The 21,093-nt window shown below is 40.9% G+C and carries 20 protein-coding genes and 1 pseudogene; 14 read left to right on the forward strand and 7 right to left on the reverse strand.

Going from position 1 to position 21,093, the window contains the following annotated elements; all coding sequences use genetic code 11:
* The first annotated feature begins 9 nt into the window (after positions 1 to 9).
* From gatB to V7654_RS04860, 3 genes are all read left to right on the forward strand, one after another.
* Entirely contained in the window at positions 10 to 1,437 is a 1,428-nt protein-coding gene (gene gatB / locus V7654_RS04850; RefSeq protein ID WP_335428924.1) for an Asp-tRNA(Asn)/Glu-tRNA(Gln) amidotransferase subunit GatB, read from the forward strand.
* A gap of 418 nt (positions 1,438 to 1,855) precedes the next feature.
* Complete coding sequence (locus tag V7654_RS04855; protein WP_335428925.1) at positions 1,856 to 3,493, forward strand: PTS transporter subunit IIBC; 1,638 nt, start codon at positions 1,856 to 1,858, stop codon at positions 3,491 to 3,493.
* Between the two features lie 3 nt (positions 3,494 to 3,496).
* Complete coding sequence (locus tag V7654_RS04860) at positions 3,497 to 4,282, forward strand: endonuclease/exonuclease/phosphatase family protein (RefSeq protein ID WP_335428927.1); 786 nt, start codon at positions 3,497 to 3,499, stop codon at positions 4,280 to 4,282.
* Between the two features lie 449 nt (positions 4,283 to 4,731).
* Here V7654_RS04860 and V7654_RS04865 read toward each other — a convergent pair whose 3' ends face one another.
* The 7 genes from V7654_RS04865 to V7654_RS04895 all read right to left on the reverse strand — a co-directional run bounded on the left by V7654_RS04865 (position 4,732) and on the right by V7654_RS04895 (position 10,589).
* Entirely contained in the window at positions 4,732 to 4,950 is a 219-nt protein-coding gene (locus V7654_RS04865; RefSeq protein WP_064551977.1) for a helix-turn-helix domain-containing protein, read from the reverse strand.
* Between the two features lie 10 nt (positions 4,951 to 4,960).
* The gene (locus tag V7654_RS04870) at positions 4,961 to 5,440 is read right to left on the reverse strand and encodes a DUF2975 domain-containing protein (protein ID WP_335428930.1); all 480 of its coding nucleotides are present in this window, start codon (positions 5,438 to 5,440) and stop codon (positions 4,961 to 4,963) included.
* Positions 5,441 to 5,458: 18 nt separating this feature from the next.
* On the reverse strand, positions 5,459 to 5,932 hold the full coding sequence (locus V7654_RS04875; protein ID WP_335428931.1) for a DUF2975 domain-containing protein: 474 nt from the start codon (positions 5,930 to 5,932) through the stop codon (positions 5,459 to 5,461).
* 596 nt (positions 5,933 to 6,528) lie between these two features.
* Positions 6,529 to 7,260, reverse strand: coding sequence for a hypothetical protein (locus V7654_RS04880; protein ID WP_335428934.1), 732 nt, complete (start codon positions 7,258 to 7,260; stop codon positions 6,529 to 6,531).
* A gap of 108 nt (positions 7,261 to 7,368) precedes the next feature.
* Positions 7,369 to 8,844, reverse strand: coding sequence for a sodium/proline symporter PutP (gene putP, locus V7654_RS04885; protein ID WP_335428935.1), 1,476 nt, complete (start codon positions 8,842 to 8,844; stop codon positions 7,369 to 7,371).
* A 192-nt stretch (positions 8,845 to 9,036) separates the two neighbouring features.
* Positions 9,037 to 9,660 (reverse strand): glycerol-3-phosphate 1-O-acyltransferase PlsY, encoded by a 624-nt coding sequence (gene plsY, locus V7654_RS04890; protein WP_335428938.1) that lies wholly within the window; start codon positions 9,658 to 9,660, stop codon positions 9,037 to 9,039.
* A gap of 62 nt (positions 9,661 to 9,722) precedes the next feature.
* Positions 9,723 to 10,589 (reverse strand): aminoglycoside 6-adenylyltransferase, encoded by an 867-nt coding sequence (locus V7654_RS04895; RefSeq protein ID WP_335428939.1) that lies wholly within the window; start codon positions 10,587 to 10,589, stop codon positions 9,723 to 9,725.
* Between the two features lie 288 nt (positions 10,590 to 10,877).
* Here V7654_RS04895 and V7654_RS04900 point away from each other — a divergent pair, with 288 nt between their 5' ends.
* The 11 genes and pseudogenes from V7654_RS04900 (at position 10,878) to V7654_RS04950 (ending at position 20,715) form a co-directional block, all read left to right on the forward strand.
* Positions 10,878 to 11,819 (forward strand): diacylglycerol kinase, encoded by a 942-nt coding sequence (locus V7654_RS04900; RefSeq protein ID WP_335428940.1) that lies wholly within the window; start codon positions 10,878 to 10,880, stop codon positions 11,817 to 11,819.
* Between the two features lie 580 nt (positions 11,820 to 12,399).
* A complete protein-coding gene (locus V7654_RS04905) occupies positions 12,400 to 12,951 on the forward strand; it encodes a cysteine hydrolase family protein (RefSeq protein WP_335428942.1) in 552 nt (183 codons plus the stop codon).
* A 45-nt stretch (positions 12,952 to 12,996) separates the two neighbouring features.
* Positions 12,997 to 14,472, forward strand: coding sequence for a nicotinate phosphoribosyltransferase (locus V7654_RS04910; RefSeq protein WP_335428945.1), 1,476 nt, complete (start codon positions 12,997 to 12,999; stop codon positions 14,470 to 14,472).
* A gap of 161 nt (positions 14,473 to 14,633) precedes the next feature.
* A complete protein-coding gene (locus V7654_RS04915; RefSeq protein WP_335428947.1) occupies positions 14,634 to 15,653 on the forward strand; it encodes an STAS domain-containing protein in 1,020 nt (339 codons plus the stop codon).
* A 54-nt stretch (positions 15,654 to 15,707) separates the two neighbouring features.
* On the forward strand, positions 15,708 to 16,535 hold the full coding sequence (locus tag V7654_RS04920) for an STAS domain-containing protein (protein ID WP_335428949.1): 828 nt from the start codon (positions 15,708 to 15,710) through the stop codon (positions 16,533 to 16,535).
* A 39-nt stretch (positions 16,536 to 16,574) separates the two neighbouring features.
* Positions 16,575 to 16,850: a hypothetical protein gene (locus V7654_RS04925; RefSeq protein ID WP_335428951.1), complete on the forward strand. Its 276-nt coding sequence runs from the start codon at positions 16,575 to 16,577 to the stop codon at positions 16,848 to 16,850.
* Between the two features lie 119 nt (positions 16,851 to 16,969).
* On the forward strand, positions 16,970 to 18,055 hold the full coding sequence (locus V7654_RS04930) for an ATP-binding protein (RefSeq protein ID WP_335428952.1): 1,086 nt from the start codon (positions 16,970 to 16,972) through the stop codon (positions 18,053 to 18,055).
* Between the two features lie 110 nt (positions 18,056 to 18,165).
* Positions 18,166 to 18,546 carry a VOC family protein gene (locus V7654_RS04935; RefSeq protein WP_335428954.1) on the forward strand — a complete coding sequence of 127 codons (381 nt, stop codon included), beginning with the start codon at positions 18,166 to 18,168 and terminating at the stop codon, positions 18,544 to 18,546.
* Between the two features lie 712 nt (positions 18,547 to 19,258).
* Positions 19,259 to 19,864 (forward strand): annotated as a pseudogene (locus V7654_RS04940) (cupin domain-containing protein); the annotation flags it as partial.
* A 442-nt stretch (positions 19,865 to 20,306) separates the two neighbouring features.
* Positions 20,307 to 20,540, forward strand: coding sequence for a hypothetical protein (locus V7654_RS04945; protein WP_335428957.1), 234 nt, complete (start codon positions 20,307 to 20,309; stop codon positions 20,538 to 20,540).
* Between the two features lie 31 nt (positions 20,541 to 20,571).
* Entirely contained in the window at positions 20,572 to 20,715 is a 144-nt protein-coding gene (locus V7654_RS04950) for a hypothetical protein (RefSeq protein WP_335428959.1), read from the forward strand.
* Positions 20,716 to 21,093 lie beyond the last annotated feature (378 nt).

The raw sequence follows: 21,093 nt of genomic DNA on the forward strand, positions 1-21,093 counted from the left end.
GTGAAAACAATGAAGTTTGAAACGGTAATTGGCCTTGAGGTCCATGTTGAATTAAAAACAGATTCGAAGATCTTTTCGGCGAGCCCGAACCATTTCGGTGCTGAGCCAAATACAAATACAACCGTGATCGATTTGGGATACCCAGGTGTCCTTCCTGTCGTGAACAAAAAAGCGGTCGAGTACGCAATGAAAGCTGCTATGGCTTTGAACTGTGAAGTAGCTGAACATACGAAATTCGACCGGAAGAACTATTTTTACCCGGATAACCCGAAGGCGTACCAGATTTCCCAGTTCGATAAGCCGATTGGCGAAAACGGCTGGATTGAAATCGAGGTTAACGGATATAAGAAGAAAATCGGCATCACTCGTATCCATATGGAAGAGGATGCAGGCAAGCTTACGCACGGCAACGGATATTCCTTAGTCGATTACAATCGCCAGGGAACTCCGCTTGTTGAGATCGTATCGGAACCCGATATAAGCACACCAGATGAGGCTTATGCTTATCTGGAAAAATTGAAGTCAATCATCCAATATACAGGCGTATCGGACTGTAAAATGGAAGAGGGGTCACTCCGCTGTGACGCGAATATTTCAATCAGACCGGTCGGACAGAAGGAGCTCGGCACAAAGACTGAGCTTAAAAACTTGAACTCATTTAACTTCGTCAGAAGAGGGCTTGAACATGAAGAAAAGCGTCAGGAAGAGGAAATCCTTGCTGGTCGTGAAATCCAGCAGGAGACTCGCCGCTTCGATGAAGCAACAAATACAACGATTCTCATGCGTGTAAAAGAAGGCTCTGATGATTATCGTTATTTCCCGGAGCCAGACCTGCCTGATCTTTATATCGATGAAGAGTGGAAGGCGAGAGTCCGCGCGCAAATCCCTGAGCTTCCAGACCAGCGTAAAAAGCGATATGTCGAGGAAATGGGATTACCTCCATACGATGCCGAAGTTCTAACAGTGACAAAAGAAATGGCTGATTTCTTTGAAGCTGCTGTTGCGGCAGAGGCTGATCCGAAGCAGGCATCCAACTGGCTGATGGGTGAATTCTCAGCATATTTGAAGGCTGAATCAAAGGAACTTCACGAAACGGCACTTACTCCAGAGGCTCTTGCCGGCATGATCAAGCTGATCGAAAACGGCACGATTTCCTCAAAGATCGCTAAACAGGTGTTCAAGGAATTGGTCGAAAACGGCGGAAATGCTGAGCAAATCGTTAAGGAAAAAGGACTTGTCCAGATTTCTGACGAAGGCGCGCTGCTTAAGATTATTTCCGAGATTCTTGATACGAACCCGCAATCCGTAGAGGATTTCAAAGGCGGCAAGGACAAGGCAAAAGGCTTCTTGGTCGGACAGATCATGAAAGCTACAAAAGGCCAGGCGAACCCGCCACTTGTTAATAAATTGCTTGTCGAAGAATTGAATAAGAGATAAAAGTTGCAGGAAAGGCTGGCGGAATGACTCCGTCAGCCTTTTTTTGATTTTCGAAGGTATACGCTGAATATGTAAGAAACGGAGTTTGTCGAATGGTATTTTCGACAGGATATTTCCCGGGAAAGGTAAAATATAGAATTTTCAGTCATTTTCGGATTCGACATTATATGAATCATCAGCATAGACTTCTATCATTCGATAAAATTTTTCATCGGCTGAAGCTTGGGAACAAATATTGCTTAAATATATTTGCTAATTTTAAAATTATCCGCAAACGTTTGCATAAATTTTGAAAGCGTGTTATTTTAATATAACAATAAAATTAAATTGATAAATTGATAGATATGGCTATTCGAAAATCTGCTGAAAAATTTTTTATGATTTAAATGAAAGCCTATACATCAAGGGAGGAAACGTTGTGAAGAAATTTTTATCTTTTGATTTTTGGCAGAAGTTCGGTAAAGCGCTGCTTGTTGTAGTAGCGGTTATGCCTGCTGCCGGGATCATGATTTCACTTGGGAAATTGGTCGGAATGACAGCTTCTGATATCGTTTTTCTGCAAACGATTGCACGAATTTTAGAAGACATCGGCTGGGCTATTATTACGAACCTACATATATTGTTTGCGGTAGCAATCGGGGGATCTTGGGCTAAGGAGCGTGCTGGTGGTGCATTCGCAGCACTTATCGCTTTTATCCTGATTAACCGGATTACCGGTGCTATTTTTGGCGTACAAGGTGATATGCTTACAAATCCTGAAGCGACTGTTAAGTCTCTCTTTGGACAAGAGTTAGTTGTAAAAGATTATTTCACATCAATCCTTGGTGCACCTGCATTGAACATGGGTGTGTTCGTGGGAATCATCGCAGGTTTCCTTGGGGCTAACCTGTTCAACAAGTATTATAACTATGATAAACTGCCAAACTCACTTTCTTTCTTTAACGGAAAGCGTTTTGTGCCATTCGTCGTAATCGGCGGTTCAGTCGTTGTTGCGCTGATTCTGTCACTTGTATGGCCTTTCATCCAGGGTCTTTTAAATGACTTTGGCCAATGGATCGCAACATCCCGTAATACAGCGCCAATCATCGCGCCATTTATTTTCGGTGCATTGGAACGTTTGCTATTGCCTTTCGGACTTCACCACATGCTGACGGTTCCAATCAACTATACAGAGCTAGGCGGAACGTACAAAATCCTGACTGGTTCAGGCGCTGGTTCAGTTGTAGCCGGACAGGATCCGTTATGGCTTGCATGGATCGCAGACTTGAACAACTTCCATGCTGCTGGTGATACGGCTAGCTACAAGCAATTGCTGAATGATGTAACACCTGCTCGTTTCAAAGTCGGACAGATGATTCTATCCACTGCGGCATTGATCGGTATCGCGCTTGCGATGTACCGCAACGTTGATCCTGATAAGCGTTCAAAGTACAAATCAATGTTTCTTTCTGCCGGTTTGGCTGTATTTTTAACTGGTGTAACGGAGCCGATTGAATTCATGTTCATGTTTGCGGCGCCTGTATTATATGTCGTTTATGCTGTTATGACAGGGCTTGCGTTCGCGATTGTTGATATCATTCACATTCGTGTACACTCTTTCGGTTTTATTGAATTAGTGACGAGAACACCGATGATCATTAAAGCTGGATTATGGCTAGACCTTGTTAACTTTGCAATCGCATGTTTAGTTTTCTTTGGCTTAAACTATGGTGTAGCCAACTTTATGATCAAAAAATTCAACTTCCCGACTCCAGGCCGCAACGGCAACTATATCGAGGAAGAAACTGCACCTGCTTCTACTTCTGCTGTAAAGAAGCATTCAATTGCTCCAGTGCTGATTGAATTACTAGGAGGACAAGAGAATATTGAAGATGTAGATGCATGTATGACTCGCTTGCGCGTGACGGTAAAAGACCCTTCTGCAGTTGCTGGCGAGAAAGAGTGGAAGAGCAATGGTGCTCTTGGGCTGATTGTAAAGGATAAAGGGGTCCAGGCGATATACGGACCAAAAGCGGATGTATTAAAGTCAGATATCCAAGACACTCTGGGGGCTTAATAGATGAAGTTACTGACGTTGAACTGCCACTCCTGGCAGGAAAACAACCAGCTTGAAAAAATAAAGACACTGGCTGAGACGATTGCGGAGAACGACTATGATGTCGTTGCCTTGCAGGAGGTCAGCCAGCGTATGGATTCTCCAATCGCGTACGATACGATTAGGGAAGATAATTTTGCACTCGTGCTTGTTGAGGAGCTTCGGAAGCTTGGTGCAGTGGATTATCGCTTTACATGGGATTTTGCTCATCTCGGTTATGAGGTCTATGAAGAAGGCCTTGCGATTTTGACCAAGCATAAGATTGAAGAAGAGTTTTCCTTTTTCATCTCTCGCAGTCATGACCAGAGCTACTGGAAGACAAGAAAGATTGTCGGCGCAAAGATTAATGTTGATGGGCAGCCTGTTTCCTTCTATTCATGCCATCTCGGATGGTGGCATGATGAAGAGGAGCCTTTCCAGTTCCAGGCCGATTCACTTTTGGAACAGGTAAAAAATGATGTTCCATTCTTTTTGATGGGCGATTTCAATAACGCTGCCTCTGTACGAGGAGAAGGTTATGAGTACCTCTTGGATAAGGATTTGCATGATACCTTTGAACTTGCGGCTGAGAAAGATTCCGGAGTGACGATTGCAGGGGATATCGCGGGCTGGGAAGAGAACAAGCAGGATTTGAGAATCGATCTAATTTTAGCTGGCCAGCCAGTCCAACCAAGATATTCAATGGTGATTTTTAACGGTAAAAATAAACCAGTTGTGTCGGATCATTATGGAGTGGAAGTAGAGATTTAGGTTTGCTTGCAACAGGGAATTTTCGTGGAGAATATCCAGTTCGCTAATATATAGGTAAAATCAATCTCGTGAAAAATCCTGCTTCAAAAGTGAAGTTCACATGGTGAATTTTTATTGTGATTAATTCAAATGTAAAAAAGACCCTGCAAATGTAACAGGTTCTGTTTTGAAGCACAAAATGTCAATTAACAAGTTAATTAACAATATAATACGCATCTTAATTAGCACAACCTTTAACAACAAAAAAACAGGGGAATCAGAATAACGGGTTCCCTTTTGAGGTGCAAACATTACAAATCACATCATATTTTTGTCACTAAAATCAATGCAATTCTCAATTGAATCCTCTAAGCAAATAACGTCAATAAACAAAAAGAAGGGATAGCTCGATGGCTATCCCTTAAATTCTCTATTGACTCCTGTTATTTAAATTAATTTGTTGTTTGTTTTTATTGAGTGTCTTCGTCGCTTTTGTACTCCAAAATATCACCTGGCTGACAATCCAAAGCCTTACATATCGCTTCTAATGTTGAAAAACGAACCGCTTTTGCTTTCCCATTTTTCAGAATGGAAAGGTTCGCCATCGTAATTCCAACCCTCTCCGAAAGCTCCGTTACGCTCATTTTCCGTTTTGCTAACATCACATCAATATTAATAATAATTGCCATATCCTCCACCTCAGACCGTCAAATCATTTTCTGATTTTATGTTAATCGCTTCTTGTAGAAGACGTTGGAGGATAGCAGCAAAAACGGCGATAACCAGCGAAGCAAAAATGATAATGAGCCCCAATAATCCAATAGGAGGGTCAACTTTCTTCGCTATAAAATGAAAGAGTGGCAAACCTAATACATACCAACCACTGATTGTAATCGCACAGCACTTTATGTTCTTTAACGCCTTTACAGATAATTCTGAGAACGCTGTGTTCTCGTCAATGTACCGTAAAAGATTGAAAGCCTGATAGAGAGCAAAGTAAAAAGGCACAGCCGCTCCATACATCACGATAAAAACGAGATATTTCATTGGAGCAATATTTGAATACAATTTTGCTGCGAAATTCGCCAAATGGGGCACTAAAAAGATACATAAAGCAAGAACCAGTAGTCCTATAATAAAAACAGCAATTTTTAAAAACAATGTTGTGACTTCTTTCAAAAAAAACACCTCCCATTTTTATTTCATTTTTTCTAGGAAATTTTTAATTGGTATTTGAAGAACACTTATAAAAGTTGCAACGATACTTGTCACTAAAATGCCCATTAGACTTAGTGATATAGGACCTGCTGCGTCATCTCCTGTGATTTTAGCAAGCACCATTAAACTTACTATTCCTAACAAAATGAGAAAAATGACTGTAAAAGCACATTTTTTTATAACCCTCAAAGATTTAAGGGATAATTCAGAGAAAGCATTGTTCTTTTCGATGTAGGTTAATAGTTTATATGCTTGATACAACGCAACAGAAAACGCAATACAGAATCCGTATGCACATACTAAAAAGGGGATTAGGAAGTAAGCCGTATCTGGATGTACTCTTGCATCTTTAACGGCTATCTCAGGCAACCAGATACACAATGCAAGCACTGCAATTCCAGCCATAAAAATAATTACCTTTAAGAAAGTTGTTGAACCTTGTTTAACATTCAATTAATGCACCTCACCGATTTAATAATAAAATGACTTTAACACACAATTTATTGTTTTTCAATAAACTAATATTGTTTTTAATTATATTATTATTGTTATAGATATATCCTTTTACTTTAAGTTGTTAAATTTACAACTAGTTCAACAAAATGTCTTTATCTTTTAAAAGATTAAGCAGAAACATATCAACCACTTCGCTCTCACTGTATTCTGTATATTCCGCATAGGTTTTACGATAGCTCGTACACGTTCCGATACAATCCAGTCTACATTGAGAGTATTGTTGTTTTTTGGCTTAATAAACTTCAATAATCATCGTCCTCCACAATCTAAAAATGACCGCTCAATTAACACACCTTTTTAGCACACCTTTTCGAGGCTGTCTGCCGTCCAACAGATACTCGCTAATTAGTATGCTAATTGGTATGTTAATTTGATTGTTAAAACTGCAACAACCCTTTTATATCAATAAAAAAAGCAGTACTAATTCTAAAGCGAATTGTACTGCTAATTGTTTTGTTTTTTTGAGTTTTGTACTTCAAAACCGAACCCGTTACTGCAAATGGGTCTTTTTTTATATTGAAAGCCTAATGTATCTAATTCTTAAGTAATTCCAACAATTCTTCTTTATTACTGGTCATCAGGATCAATTCTTTGCTGTTGAAGATGAGGTAGATCGGTACCATAGGAATCGACATTTCAGGATATTCCTGCCCAAGTCCCTCAGGATCCTCTGATAAATGGAATGCGGCCAATTTAGCTTTTAAATCTTCAGGTAGTTCATACTTTTCTGAATCTCCACGTGGAACAATGGCCAAAATAGATAGTTTTTTAGGATCCTTGGATAAAAAATCATAGAAGTCCGGCAAGTCCTCAATCTGCAATTTCACATAATATGTACTGAATGAATTGAAATCCTTATCCCAGGATGCAGTGATTTGGAAGTGAATCGGCCGCGAAGTCTGGCTTCTAGGGATGATAATGGAACTGCTTTCTTCTGTCATTTTTTCACCGCCCGGAACGGAATTCACCTGGCTGATGATGATGCTTTCGGGCTGTTGACCGGCTGGGAAATTCACATCCAGGCGCTGCTTTTGAACAACATCGACTGCTTCCATATCGGCCATTTTCTTTATCGGATCCGCAAAGGCTTCTTTCGTTCCGCGCCAAACATAGCCCCCTGATTTCAAGGGGATTTCCTTACCTTGGACAGTAACAACTGGCTGTGGCGGCTTTTCCTCCTTATATAATTTAAAGCGGTCCATTGCCAGTAATGCTACAAAAAGTAAGAAAGCTGCAGCGCCGTAGACTAATATTTTTCTTTTCATTGAATCCACCTAAAAAATTATTTCACTATTACTTCCATATCCTGTTATGCATTTCCTGCTTTTAACAAAAAAACAGTGCCACCCCATAAAGGAAGGCACTGCTGAATATTAGGAATTTAAGTTTTTAACGCTAAGATTAAATTCCTGCTCGATTTCAGGATTCGGTCTATAAGTAACTAAGCTGATTACCACTGAAACGATGAGATTGATGATGAAACCAGGGACGATTTCGTACATGACATCGCTCAGTCCTAATTTACTCCAGAGGATGACGGTTAGAGTACCTGCCACCATACCCCAGATAGCGCCCCAGTTGGTCATTTTTCTCCAGAACAAGCTCAGAAGGATAACAGGTCCAAAGGCGGCACCGAAGCCTGCCCATGCATATGCAACCAGGCCGAGGATGGTATTGTTTTGCTCCCATGCAAGGAAAGCGGCTATGACTGAAACGGCAAGTACGGCCATCCGTCCGAAGAAGACGTAATGTTTGTCAGTTCCATCCTTTTTGTATAAAACCTTATACAAGTCCTCTGTCAATGCGCTTGAAGTAACGATCAGCTGAGAAGAAATCGTGCTCATAATTGCGGCTAGCACTGCAGCAAGCAAGAACCCTGCGACCAGCGGGTGGAAGAATAATTGTCCGAGCTCAATGAAAACAGCCTCGGGATTATTCAGCTTAATATCGGGATTCTGCGCATAGAATGCAAGACCAATCAATGCAGTGAATATTGTTCCGAGTAAGGAGAAAATCATCCACGCCATACCAATTCTTCTAGCGCTTTTTGTTTCTTTTACTGTCGTTATTGCCATAAAGCGGACGATAATGTGTGGCTGTCCAAAATAACCTAAGCCCCATGCAGCAGCCGATATGATTCCGAGAAATGTCGTTCCTTTAAATAAATCAAATAAAGTAGGATCAATTGCCTTAATCGTATCAAACGTTTCTGCTGGACCTCCTGTTTTAGTAAATCCTAAAATAGGGACGAGCAACAATGCGATCACCATCATCAAACCCTGAATAAAATCCGTGTAACTAACGGCCAGGAAGCCGCCAAACAGAGTGTATGCAACCACAACTGCTGCTACAATCAATAATCCTGTATGATAATCAAGATTAAAAGAGCTTTCGAAGAATACAGCTCCAGCTACCATACCAGATGAAACGTAGAATGTGAAAAATAGTAAAATAACAATTCCGGATACAATTCTTAAGAGCTTTGTATCATCTTTAAAACGGTTTTCAAGGTAGCCAGGTATCGTGATGGAGTCGTTTGCTACCTGTGTGTAAGAGCGCAAGCGAGGTGCTACCAAAAGCCAGTTTAGATAGGCTCCAATTGTAAGGCCAATGGCAATCCACGCACTCGCTAAACCGCTTACATAAATTCCGCCAGGCAGTCCCATTAACAGCCAGCCGCTCATGTCAGCAGCACCAGCACTCAGAGCGGTTACTGCAGGTCCAAGCGATCTTCCGCCCAGCATGTAATCAGTCAGATTGCTTGTCTTCTTGTAGGAATACCAGCCGATATATAACATCGCGGCCATGTAAATCCCTATCGAAATAAGCTGGAAAACTTCATTCGACATAATCTTTCCCCCTTTGTTATAGTGAAAAATTATTAATAAAATATTGCTAATACAAATAATATTCTATCATTTTAACTAACTGAATAACAGAGCCTTTTTTCATAAAAAATATTATTCTGGTAATAATAATTTGCTTTATTAATATACTTATAGGATAAAGAAAAACCATAGCTTAAAAGCCATGGCTATGAATTAAGATTTGAATGAACCTTTTGGAGGAACGCGATCCTTTTTCACATTACGGTCATTGATTTTCGGTTCCGTTCCATTCATGAAGCTGCGAATGTTTGAACGATGAAGGAAAAATAATAATAAAATAAAGGCAATGAATAGAAGAGGTTCACTATTTTCCGTTGAGAAGAAAGAATAAACAAGCATGGCAAACCCAACAGAAATTGAACCCATGAACACATACTTGGTAATCAAGATTACGGCAAAGAATGTCAGATAGACCGCGAGAAACATCCCGATATCGACCACGAGCAGCGCACCTGCCGTTGTTGCGATTGCTTTTCCTCCACGAAAGCCGGCAAAAATCGGAAAGCAATGGCCAATGACAGCGATCAAGCCAGCGTACAGCGGATTAACCGGTACATCCAAAAGCAAGGGAAGGGAAGCGGCCAGCATGCCTTTTGCCACATCAACCAGCAGCACAATGACGGCGGCCTTTTTGCCCATCACCCTTAGTGTATTGGTCGCACCTGGGTTTTTGCTGCCATGGTCCCTGATATCAACATTGAAAAAATACTTGCCAACTAATAAAGCAGTCGGGATTGATCCAATCAAGTATGCGGCTAAAAGAATCAACCAGTTCATAGTAGTCACCCTTTTTATATAGTTAAAAAATCATATTCTGAAATTAACTAGCTAATGTACATTTATTTTACAGTGTGAATAGAATCTTCGCATAAGTGAACGAAACTGACAGCCGCAGCATCTGCCTTGTCGGGATATGGATAACTAAGTGCATTTCCAGTCTCAGTCGCAAGCAGCCTGAAGATATCCATCGTTTCCTTCATCGCATGGAGTATTTCGCTTCTATTATAGGTTGCAAAAATTTTGGTGAATGATTCTACCAGCCTTGGATCGGCCCATTTTTCAATAAATCGTCCATTATGCCATGGTGATTGGTCCAAAACGGTAATTGTGTGCCACTCGGCCATCGTCCTGAGCAAATACTTCAGGTTGCTGTCCAAACATTCCTTCGCCACCCAAAGTTCACCCCGCAGCATCTTTTTGCTCACCCATACGACGTGATACCAAAAATCCTGAACGAGATTATCATATTGCTCCTGGGTCGGCAGCGAGCGAATTTGCGTAAAATCATCGGAAACTTTTATCCCATTCGTAACGTCTGTTTTATCGAATAGCACTTTAAATCCATTTTTGAAAACCTGCTGAACTTCTTTTAATTGAAGCATGCCTGAAAATTGATCGGGTGCCAGGATGACAAAATCAACATCTGAATGCGGATTGAACATGACACGCTTTTCAATCCCATTTCCAACTGCTGTTTTTTCCAAAAAGGTAATGGAGTAAGGATGGATTTGATTCAGCCAGCTTTCCGAGTGGATGAACTGGTCTGGCTTGTCTGTCAAAAAGATAATATCAAGATCAGACCATTGATCGGCAGGCGCATCTGTCCTGGCCCTTGACCCAATAATCATTGCAGCGTGAATTTCTTTCTGCGCTTTTGCCCATGCTGTAAAACGGGTTATGATATCGTCAAAAGTACAAATATCCATAGAGATATCTCCTCAACTTTAATAGATTGATGGGTATTTCCAATTTATGTAACTCCTCTCTTTGTATTGTAAAAAAGATGTAGTATGAATGGAAGAGTTTTTCGAAAAATAGAATAGTTAACAATAAATACTCTTCGCCAAAAAGTTGTCTTTCCCTTTGGCAAAAAAACATAAATTGGTTTATGATATATCCGGTGAAAGATATTGCGGGCAATTGCCTGGCTGATGAAATTGAGCTATGATGTAAAATGATGGAATTTAAAAACCATATTAAGTAGGATGATGGGTATGAAAAGAGCAAGAATAATTTATAATCCAACTTCAGGACGTGAAATCTTTAAAAAGAATCTTGCGGACGTTTTGGAAAAGCTTGAGATTGCTGGATATGAAACGTCCTGTCATGCGACAACCAGTGAAGGCGATGCAATCAAGGCAGCGAGGATAGCTGTTGAGCGCCGTTATGACCTTGTCATCGCAGCTGGAGGAGATGGTACGATCAATGAAGTGGTCAATGGGATTGCTGAACAGAAGTACCGTCCAAAGGTAGGAGTCATTCCGGTTGGGACAACCAATGACTTTGCTCGCGCACTCCATATTCCGCGGGATATCATGTCGGCGGTGGACATCATTGTGAAAGGCGAAACGATTCCGGTTGATGTCGGACGGATCAATGATAAATATTTTATAAATATCGCAGGCGGGGGCAGACTGACAGAGCTGACCTATGAGGTTCCAAGTAAGCTGAAGACCGTCCTTGGCCAGCTGGCTTACTATTTAAAAGGGATGGAGATGCTGCCGTCCATCCGTGCTTCTGAAGTGAGCATTGAGTATGATGGAAAGCTGTTTGAAGGTGAAGCCATGATGTTCCTCGTCGGGCTGACGAACTCCGTCGGCGGCTTTGAAAAGCTGGCACCGAACTCTTCGATCAATGACGGCTTGTTCTCGCTGCTGATTTTGAAAAAGACAAACCTTGCCGATTTTATCAAAATCGCATCACTCGCAGTCCGCGGGGAGCATATCCATGATCCTAACGTGATCTATACACAAGCCAACCGCATCAAGGTCCATGCGAAAGAACACGTCCAGTTAAATCTTGACGGTGAATACGGCGGCAATTTACCAGCCGAATTCGAAAACCTGTTCAGGCACATCGAAGTCTTCGTACCGCTGGATGAAATCCGTCCGGAAGACCGACCAGAGAATCTGGATTTGAATTTTAAAGTAGAATGATGAAATCGCTCCTTTGTGGAGCGGTTTTTTTGTGTTTGGGTAGATTGTGTTTTGGTTGGTTTTAAATGCATTAGTGAAAGTTTTTGAAAAAGGAAGAAGCGAAAGCCATTGGAACAATTCTTGGTAAAAAATCTGCCACTGACTGTTCCAATAAGGGTCATTGGAACAGTTCAAGGTGAAAAACCATTCACGGACTGTTCCAATAAGGTTCATTGGAACAGTTCAAGGTGAAAAACCAGCTACGGATTGTTCCAATAAGGTTCATTGGAACAGTTCAAGGTGAAAAACCAGCTACGGACTGTTCCAATAAGGTTCATTGGAACAGCCCTAGGTGAAAAAAACTGTTACGGACTGTTCCAATAGGGGTCATTGGAACAGTTAGAGCGGTGAAAACAGCCCTCAGTTGGTTCCAAACAACTTCTTGGGAACCGGATATTCATATTCTAATTGAAAAACGCAATATATCCGTGACATTTGGGTAAATGCATAAGATAAATGTGTAAAATTTGCCTGTAACACATAAATGGAAGAAAATAAGAGATATCAGGCAAGATAATAATATGAAGGATGTGGATACATAATGGGGAACAAGGCGTTGATCAACATCGACTATACGTATGATTTTGTGGCTGATGACGGGGCTTTGACATGCGGCAAGCCGGGCCAGGACATTGAAGAGAAGCTTGTCGGCGTTACCAGGGAATTCATCCAGAATGGTGACTATGTGGTTTTCGCTATTGATGTCCATGATGAGGGCGATGAGTTCCACCCGGAAACGAAGCTGTACCCGCCTCATAATATCCGCGGCACGAAGGGAAGAGATTTGTACGGCAGCCTTCAAGCTGTGTACGAGGAGAATAAGCATCTGGAGCATGTATATTATATCGATAAAACAAGGTATTCAGCCTTTGCCGGAACGGATCTTGAAATGAAATTGCGTGAAAGAGGCATTACGGAAGTTCATCTTGTCGGCGTTTGCACTGATATATGTGTATTGCATACAGCAGTTGATGCTTACAATAAAGGATTTAAGGTTATTGTGTATAAGGAGGCTGTTGCTTCATTTGACCCTGTCGGCCATGAGTGGTCGCTTCGCCATTTCGAAAGCTCGATTGGCGCGGAGGTGAAGTAGCCTATGAAAAGGAACACGGATGGCAGCAAACTTGGAGGTTTTTGGATGAGCACGAAATTTACAGATGACAGCTTGATGCTTCATACAGACTTATATCAAATCAACATGATGGAAACATACTGGCGCGATGGTGTTCACAATCGACGTGCGGTATTTGATTTATTTTTCCGTAAGCTCCCTTTTGGAAATGGGTACGCTGTTTTTGCTGGACTGGAAAAAATCATCAGTTATATCGAGAACTTCGGATTTACCGAGGATGATATTCAATATTTAAGAGAAGAAGCCAATTACGGAGAGGATTTCCTTGCTTATCTGAAGGATCTTCGCTTTACAGGTACCATTCGTGCGATGCAGGAGGGCGAGATCGTTTTTGCCAACCAGCCATTAGTCAGAGTCGATGCACCACTGGCTGAAGCACAGCTGATCGAGACTGCTCTTTTAAATATTGTTAACTACCAAACGTTGATTGCGACGAAAGCATCGCGGATTAAGCAGGTGGTGAAGGATGAAATCGCGATGGAATTCGGTAGTCGCCGAGCTCATGAAATGGATGCAGCGCTTTGGGGAACGCGTGCGGCCTACATCGGCGGTTTTGATTCCACGAGCAATGTGCGCGCAGGCAAGCTGTTCGGAATTCCGGTTTCCGGAACGCACGCGCATTCAATGGTTCAGGCATACAAGGACGATTATCTTGCTTTTAAAAAATACGCGGAAACCCATAAGGACTGCGTGTTCCTAGTTGATACGTACGACACATTAAGGTCAGGTGTGCCAAACGCTATCCGTGTAGCCAAGGAATTTGGAGATAAGATCAATTTTATTGGTATCCGTCTCGACAGCGGAGACCTTGCTTATCTTTCGAAGGAAGCAAGGCGCATGCTAGATGAAGCGGGTTTTAAACAGGCTAAGATAGTAGCATCTAGTGATCTTGACGAATATACGATCATGAACCTGAAAGCCCAAGGCGCGAAAATCGATACATGGGGAGTCGGCACGAAGCTGATTACAGCCTATGATCAGGCGGCTCTTGGTGCTGTTTATAAAATCGTCTCGATTGAGAGAGCGGACGGAACAATGGAGGATACGATCAAAATTTCCTCCAATCCGGAAAAAGTCACGACCCCTGGAATCAAAAGGGTATACCGGATCATCAACAAGTCCAATAATCGTTCTGAGGGTGACTATATCGCGCTTGAGGATGAAAATCCGCAAGAGGAAAAACGCCTGAAAATGTTCCATCCTGTTCACACCTTCGTCAGCAAATTCGTTACGAATTTCGATGCGCGAGAGCTGCACCACGATATCTTTACGGATGGAAACCTCGTGTACACACAACCAAGCCTTGAGGAAGTGCGGTCGCATTCAAAGTACTGCCTTGGGGTCCTTTGGGAGGAGTACACACGTATGCTAAATCCAGAAGAATACCCAGTCGACCTCAGCCAGAAATGCTGGGACAACAAAATGCGCAATATAGAAGAAGTACGTGAGAAAGTCATGGAAATGACCGGAGAGAAAATGTAAGATGGGAGGCTGCTTTTCGAAATAGGGAAAGCAGCCTTTTTTGGCATTGATGTGTAAGGATTTTCAATAATTTTATAAAGACCAAAAAGATCCCATTCATGGATCATGGTGATTTCTTAGACTACATACGATGATTTTACTGAATTTAGGAGGAAATACATATGGAAGGGACTAAGTCCATTCGTGTTGCAGATACCGAGTTTGAATGGAATCTGGAAAAGGGGCAATTCTTGTTTGAAGGCGGGGATGTGGTCTTGTTCTGGATTGGTACAGCTATGAAGGACTTCTTCGATACGATAGAAGAGATTTCGGGTGAAGAATCGTCCAATCTAGTATTTGAGACAACTGGTTACCGCCAGGGGCTGGTGATTGGTGAATATTTTGAAGAAATGAAGCATGTTGATGCGAATGAAGCTGCTGGAATGTTGGCGAATATTTACGCGGCGGCAGGCTGGGGGAAGGTTTCTGTGCACGACTTCTGTTTTGATGATAAAACGACAACCATTCGCTTAAGGGATAGCTGGGAGTCGAAGATCAATCTGGCTCAGGGCAAAAAGAGAGGGACGAATTTCATAGCAGCACACTTTGCTGGGGTTTTCAGCGGCCTTTTTGGGACGAATATCTGGTATAAAGTCGTTCAGGATCAAGTAGAGGACCATGAATATAGCATTGTGGAATATTTTCCATCTGATGTGACGGTCTCACAGAATATACATGAGCTTGCAAGGAAGAAGGAAGCGGAACAAATCGGGCATCTTGAAAAACTGGTGGCTGAAAAGACGAAGGAACTAAAGGAATTAATTGAAAAACTTTCTTCGCCAACTATTCCTGTCCTCGAAGGGATCGTGGTTGTTCCGCTGATTGGTGCCTACGATGAGGAGCGTTCTGAAAAGCTGTTGGTTAACACGCTGAACAACCTGCCGGCACACAAGGCCAATTACCTTGTGCTTGATTTAACTGGATTAGACCAGGATCTCGGACCCCATACGGTCAGCATGATTGAAAAAATGGCTTTAGCTGCGTCACTAATCGGCACGACTACCATTCTTGTGGGAATCTCTGCTGAGCTTGGGGTTCAAATTACACAATCAGCCATTAATCTTGCAAGATTTGACTGCTTCCAAACTCTTCAGCATGGGATTCACTATGCGCTTGGCCAGATTGGAAGAGAAATTATCTAAATAGGTTTAAAAAGTGTTTATAAAGGGAAAAAGCTGATGTTAGGGGGGATTCTGATGATCAATTTAGCTGTAGTGACGAAAAGAATTAGGGACAGTAGATTTGAGTTGGCTGATTATGTAACCCAAACTCAAGCAGCCAAATTCCCCGAGAAATTACGTCCGGTGTCTAATGCGCTTCATTCTGAACGAATCAAGCTTATCGATTATTATGGTGAACTTTTGACAGATGATATAGAAACCGCCATGCAAAAAATAACCGATTGGGGCATGAATATCGGTAAAGTTTGTTCTGAGTTAGGGCTATCGATAGACTTGGCTCTGGATGAAGTCCATTTTTATAGAAAAAGATTTGCGGAAATCATTTTTGAAACGTTCATGGAACAAGGGTATGATTTGCCTTCTTACCACGAGACCATTCAAAAAATGCAAAGGATTACAGATCAGGCAGTACAAAGCTTTAGTATTGCTTTTGCCCGGCATCAGCAAGGAATTTTACAAATGGCACGGATGGAAATAGCCGAGCTTTCCGTTCCGGTGGTCCCGTTGGAAAAAGAGGTTGCAATCCTTCCCTTAATCGGAACCATTGATACATACCGTGCAAAATTGTTGTTGGAAGAATCACTGAGAAAAAGCGCTAAACTGGGAGTGTCCTATTTCATCCTGGATTTATCGGGCGTGCCAATCGTCGATACGATGGTGGCAAGCCAGCTTTTCCAGGTCATTAACGCCTTGAAGCTGTTGGGTGTTGAAGCGGTTATTAGCGGAATCCGCCCGGAAATCGCACAAACAATGGTGGCGCTTGGTATCGATTTTACAAAAGTGAAAACATACTCCTCGCTCCAGCAGGCAATGAGTGACTATAGAAAAAGAGGATTAACATAGATAGGGTAATGAACTTATCGGAAATTGAGGATTAAAACCATGAACTACTCGATACGGAATTTTGACGAAGCTGCAGAAACGATCTTGAAATTTATTAGTACCGTTATCCCTATCAATACACTATTTATCGCTAAAAACGATCGGTGTATAAATGAAATTGAAAAGGTGCTAAATAGGGAAGATATCCTTTTGAATGAAGGAGAACAGCTTCCATTTCAAGAAACGTACTGTAAGCTTAGCGTGGATCATGGGAATAAGATCCTGTTGATACCTGACTTGAGCTGCGCTATACCTATAAAAACTTTAATCTGCTAATAATGGACCTCGGCATTGGGCTGGGGTTCTTTTTTTAGGCAAGGTGTCGTTTTATAAAGGATTTTGAGTGTCAGTAAAGAATTATTACTATAATGATTTTTTCTGAGGGTGTTTTCGATATGAATGATAATAGTAATAAGGTGGATTACGAACAGTTTATACCTAGAGAAAGTGGTTTTATATTTAAGTTCGTTAAAAAAGAAGGTCAATTCATTCATACATTTATTGAAGGTAAACTCATTGAAAAAATTGGTCTTATTCCTGAAAGTGTCGTGGGGAATACCTTGTTTGAATTTCTGCCAGCTGAGCAGGCAGTCCGGAAAGAAGTCTTTTATGAGATAGCCTGGAATGGAGAAAACATTAACTATGAAGGGTGCGTTGGGGATACCCATTACCTGGCAATCCTTAATCCAATCCGCAGGAATGCAAAAACAGTTGAGGTTATTGGAACGGCCATTGATATTACAAAGGAAAAAAAGAGAGAAAAGCAGATTCAGCAAATGGAGAAGCTTTCTGTAGTAGGTGAGCTGGCTGCTGGAATTGCGCACGAAATTAGAAACCCCCTTACTTCTCTGAAAGGTTTTGCGAAAATCGTTAAAGAGAGTGTTGATAAGGAAGATTTAGTGGGATACCTAGATATCATGCTCGATGAAATGGACCGGATCAATCAGATTGTCAATGAATTTATGTTCATTGCAAAACCGAATGAGCATGTTCATTTTCAGCCTACAAATATAAATAAACTGCTTCAAAGCTGTATTCTGTTGATGGAGCCACAGGCGAATTTAAAAAGTATAAAAATAGAATCTAACCTTGAATCCGAATTATTTTTAAATTGCGATCAGAATCAAATTAAGCAAGTATTGATTAATCTCCTGCAAAATGCGATTGAAGCAACAGATGATCGGGGCCATCACATAGAGGTGACGTTAAAGGAAGCCTGTGAAAAAGACATCTTAATCCTCATTAAAGATAAGGGCTGCGGTATATCTGATAAGAGACATAAAAGGTTGTTTGAACCCTTTTATTCTACGAAAGAAAAAGGGACAGGCCTCGGGCTGATCACATGCAAACGAATTATTGACCTTCACCAAGGCAGCATTGATATTAAAAGCAAGCAAGGAGAAGGGACTACAATCACATTAAATTTGCCAAGGTATTGTAACGCAGATCATACGTTGTTGCGCCAGGTGGTATCTAGTTAAGTGATTGTGGGAAGTTTTATAGGTTTTTTAAAATATAAACTATTTATTAAGTTATAAAGCAGTATCGGAATTGATATACTTTTAAGAAAGTTGACAAGGGAGTGAAATAAATGATTAGTAAAGTCGGTCAAATCATGCTGTATGTAAATAACCAAGATGAGGCAGTGAATTTTTGGACGGAAAAAGTAGGGTTTAGTGTGATTTCGGAAGAAGATAACGGCCAGGGATTGAGATGGATTGAAATTGCGCCAACAAAGGATGCAGAAACAAGCATCATCCTGCACAATAAGGAATTCGTTGCTAAAATGTCGCCTGGAGTAAATCTTGGTACACCTTCATTAATGTTTTTCTCGGAAAATCTTGATCAATTACATAGCGACTTATCAAATAAAAATATCACAGTCGGAGAAATTGTAAATATGCCTTCAGGCAGAGTATTTAACTTTGCAGATGGTGAAGAAAATTACTTTGCAGTGATGGAAAAAAAGTAAAATAAGTACTAGTGAAAATAAACATAGATTAACAAGGTGCACTGATCCACGAAGGATTAGGGCACTTTTTTTGTAACTTCTTGTTCGTCGGAGAGGGAGCGGATATGCTGCGAAGTGTTTATGTTCTACTAGCTCTATCAAATGACCTTAAGAGCGAATCGCAACATGGGGCGTCTTGAGAGATTCATTCTCAAATGTAATTTCATTTTTAAGGCGCTGTAAAGGCTGCTGGTTTCGGACAATTTCATTTTCAGGTGGAAATTTCATGAATAATATAGGCTGAAGTAAAATATATAAACATTAAAAGTATAACGAAAAACACTTTTTGTTTCCTACTATGTATCTATAAGGTGCTGATTTTTTGTATAGGAATAAAAACTTGAATTTAATCATTTTTTTGCTATTGTGCTTACTTATCATTCTTGTTGTTCATGTTATTCTCCATATTAAGATTTATATAGTATACAGCGCGAGCATTGGTTCAATTTTCATGGTAGGATTCATCATTTTCCTTATTGTTTACCTTTATATAAATGGATGAAGCATGGGGACGTATCTTATGCTTCCTTTTTGTATAGAAGTGAATCCTATACAACTATGACGCTGAGCTTTACTCTAAGAGAAGCGAAGGGTACGTCCCTCTGCTTCTTTGGGCACATTCCCTTCAAAAGTGCATAGGATAATTTGATAAACTGTGAAGGGATTGTGAAAAATGTACAGTAATCCTTATACGTATCCATATCCGCAACAATATCAATATCCTTATAATGTTAATGTACCTGTGTATAACTATGGAAGTCAGTCTGTTCAATGGGGTTTTCCGAATGAGTTCGCGCATGCAAACTCATTCCGCTTTCCCAATGGAGAAGGAAATATTTTATTAAAAGATTATGGACCAAACCCATATTCCGTTAATATCAATGAAGCAACGAAGCAAAACAATACGTATCGTACTGCTTTATGGACAGGAAATCATTTGCAAGTGACATTAATGAGTATCAATGTCGGCGATGATATCGGCTTGGAAATCCATCCTAACGTGGATCAATTCTTACGTATTGAACAAGGCCAGGGGATTGTTCAAATGGGCAAGAGTAGAGAGAACTTAAGCTATGAAAGAAATGTCTCTGATGATTCTGCAATCATGATTCCTGCGGGTACATGGCATAACGTCACCAATACAGGTAATATTCCGCTGAAACTTTACGCAATCTATGCTCCACCTAACCATCCATTTGGTACTGTTCATGTTACCAAAGCAGATGCAATGGCTGGGGAAGGAGGCAACGGTAATGGAAATGGAAATACAGTTGCTTTTGGCAAGACCCCAGACGAATGGGTAAAGCACACTGAATTTCTGGTGAATGAAGGATTAGAAGATGTGAAAAGAGGAATAAATGCTCTACACATTCTTCAAGAATTCATTCTAATGGGAGTTCTCGTCGGGAAAGGGTACACCCCTGAAAAAGCATACGAAACAGTAGAAGCGTGGGAACGAACAGGAAAATCCAAACTACTTCAACAAAGCAAAAATCTGTAAAAATGAAGGAAGCATGGGGACGTATCTTATGCTTCCTTTTATTATTGAAGCTTTCAGCGATCCTATACTACTAACGCTGAACTTTACTCTAAAAGATGCGAAGTGTACGTCCCTCTGCTTCCTTGCTGAACCAAAGTAGTTAAATGGAAAAAGGAGGAATTTGAATGAGGGATGGAGAATCGATAGGTTGAGAAGTTTTAAATAGTAAGGGAGAGTAATAATGAAAGAATTGCTAGGGATTTTTATTGTGGTACAGGCAATACTTACTGGACTTATCCTTTATGGTCTGAATTCCATTTCAGATTCGATAATAATGGCAGCAGCCCATCAAAAGGATCCACTCAATACACTCGCTTGGGGCGGTGGTTTAGAAACCAGCACTTACATTGTACTTGGTGCAATAGTAATAGCAGGGGCTTATCTAATCTTAGCAAAAGATAATAAGGGCAAATGACAGCCTAATACATAAATAAGGAGCTGATAAGATGGTCGATTTTTCAAAAGAACTGAAAAGACTAATGGAAAAGCATCCAGTCCTTACAGCAGTGGGGTTAACATTATGGATTTGGTATGCATCCTACCGTCTGGGAGGTAACGTTGGGGAGTTTATTGCAAATATAAAGAATTAACCCAAGAGTGCGTTGCGATGAAGGGTTAACGCTTTTCTGTTGGAATGCTTATCAAGCTACCGGCTTTTTTGATTTGTGCAGTTCTATTTCTAATTATTTATGGTGGTCTGATCGTTTCGATTATGGTTATACATCTATAGATTAAAGCGAACCAGCTGCCAACCCAGGCAGCTTTCTTAATAAACAGACGGGGCAATAAGGAGGTTAAAATGGGAGTTATAATAGCAATATTATCTGTATTATTATCCGCGGGAGTCCTCTATTATTTGGGTAAGTCTGGTTTTGAATGGGGGAAAAAGATTGATGAGGATGAAAAATGACAGTATAAAAGGAAGCATGGGGACGTATCTTATGCTTCCATTTAAATAGAAGATGTCA

The organism is Bacillus sp. JJ1609, assembly GCF_036967045.1.
In the GTDB taxonomy this organism is placed as follows: Bacteria; Bacillota; Bacilli; order Bacillales; family Cytobacillaceae; genus Mesobacillus.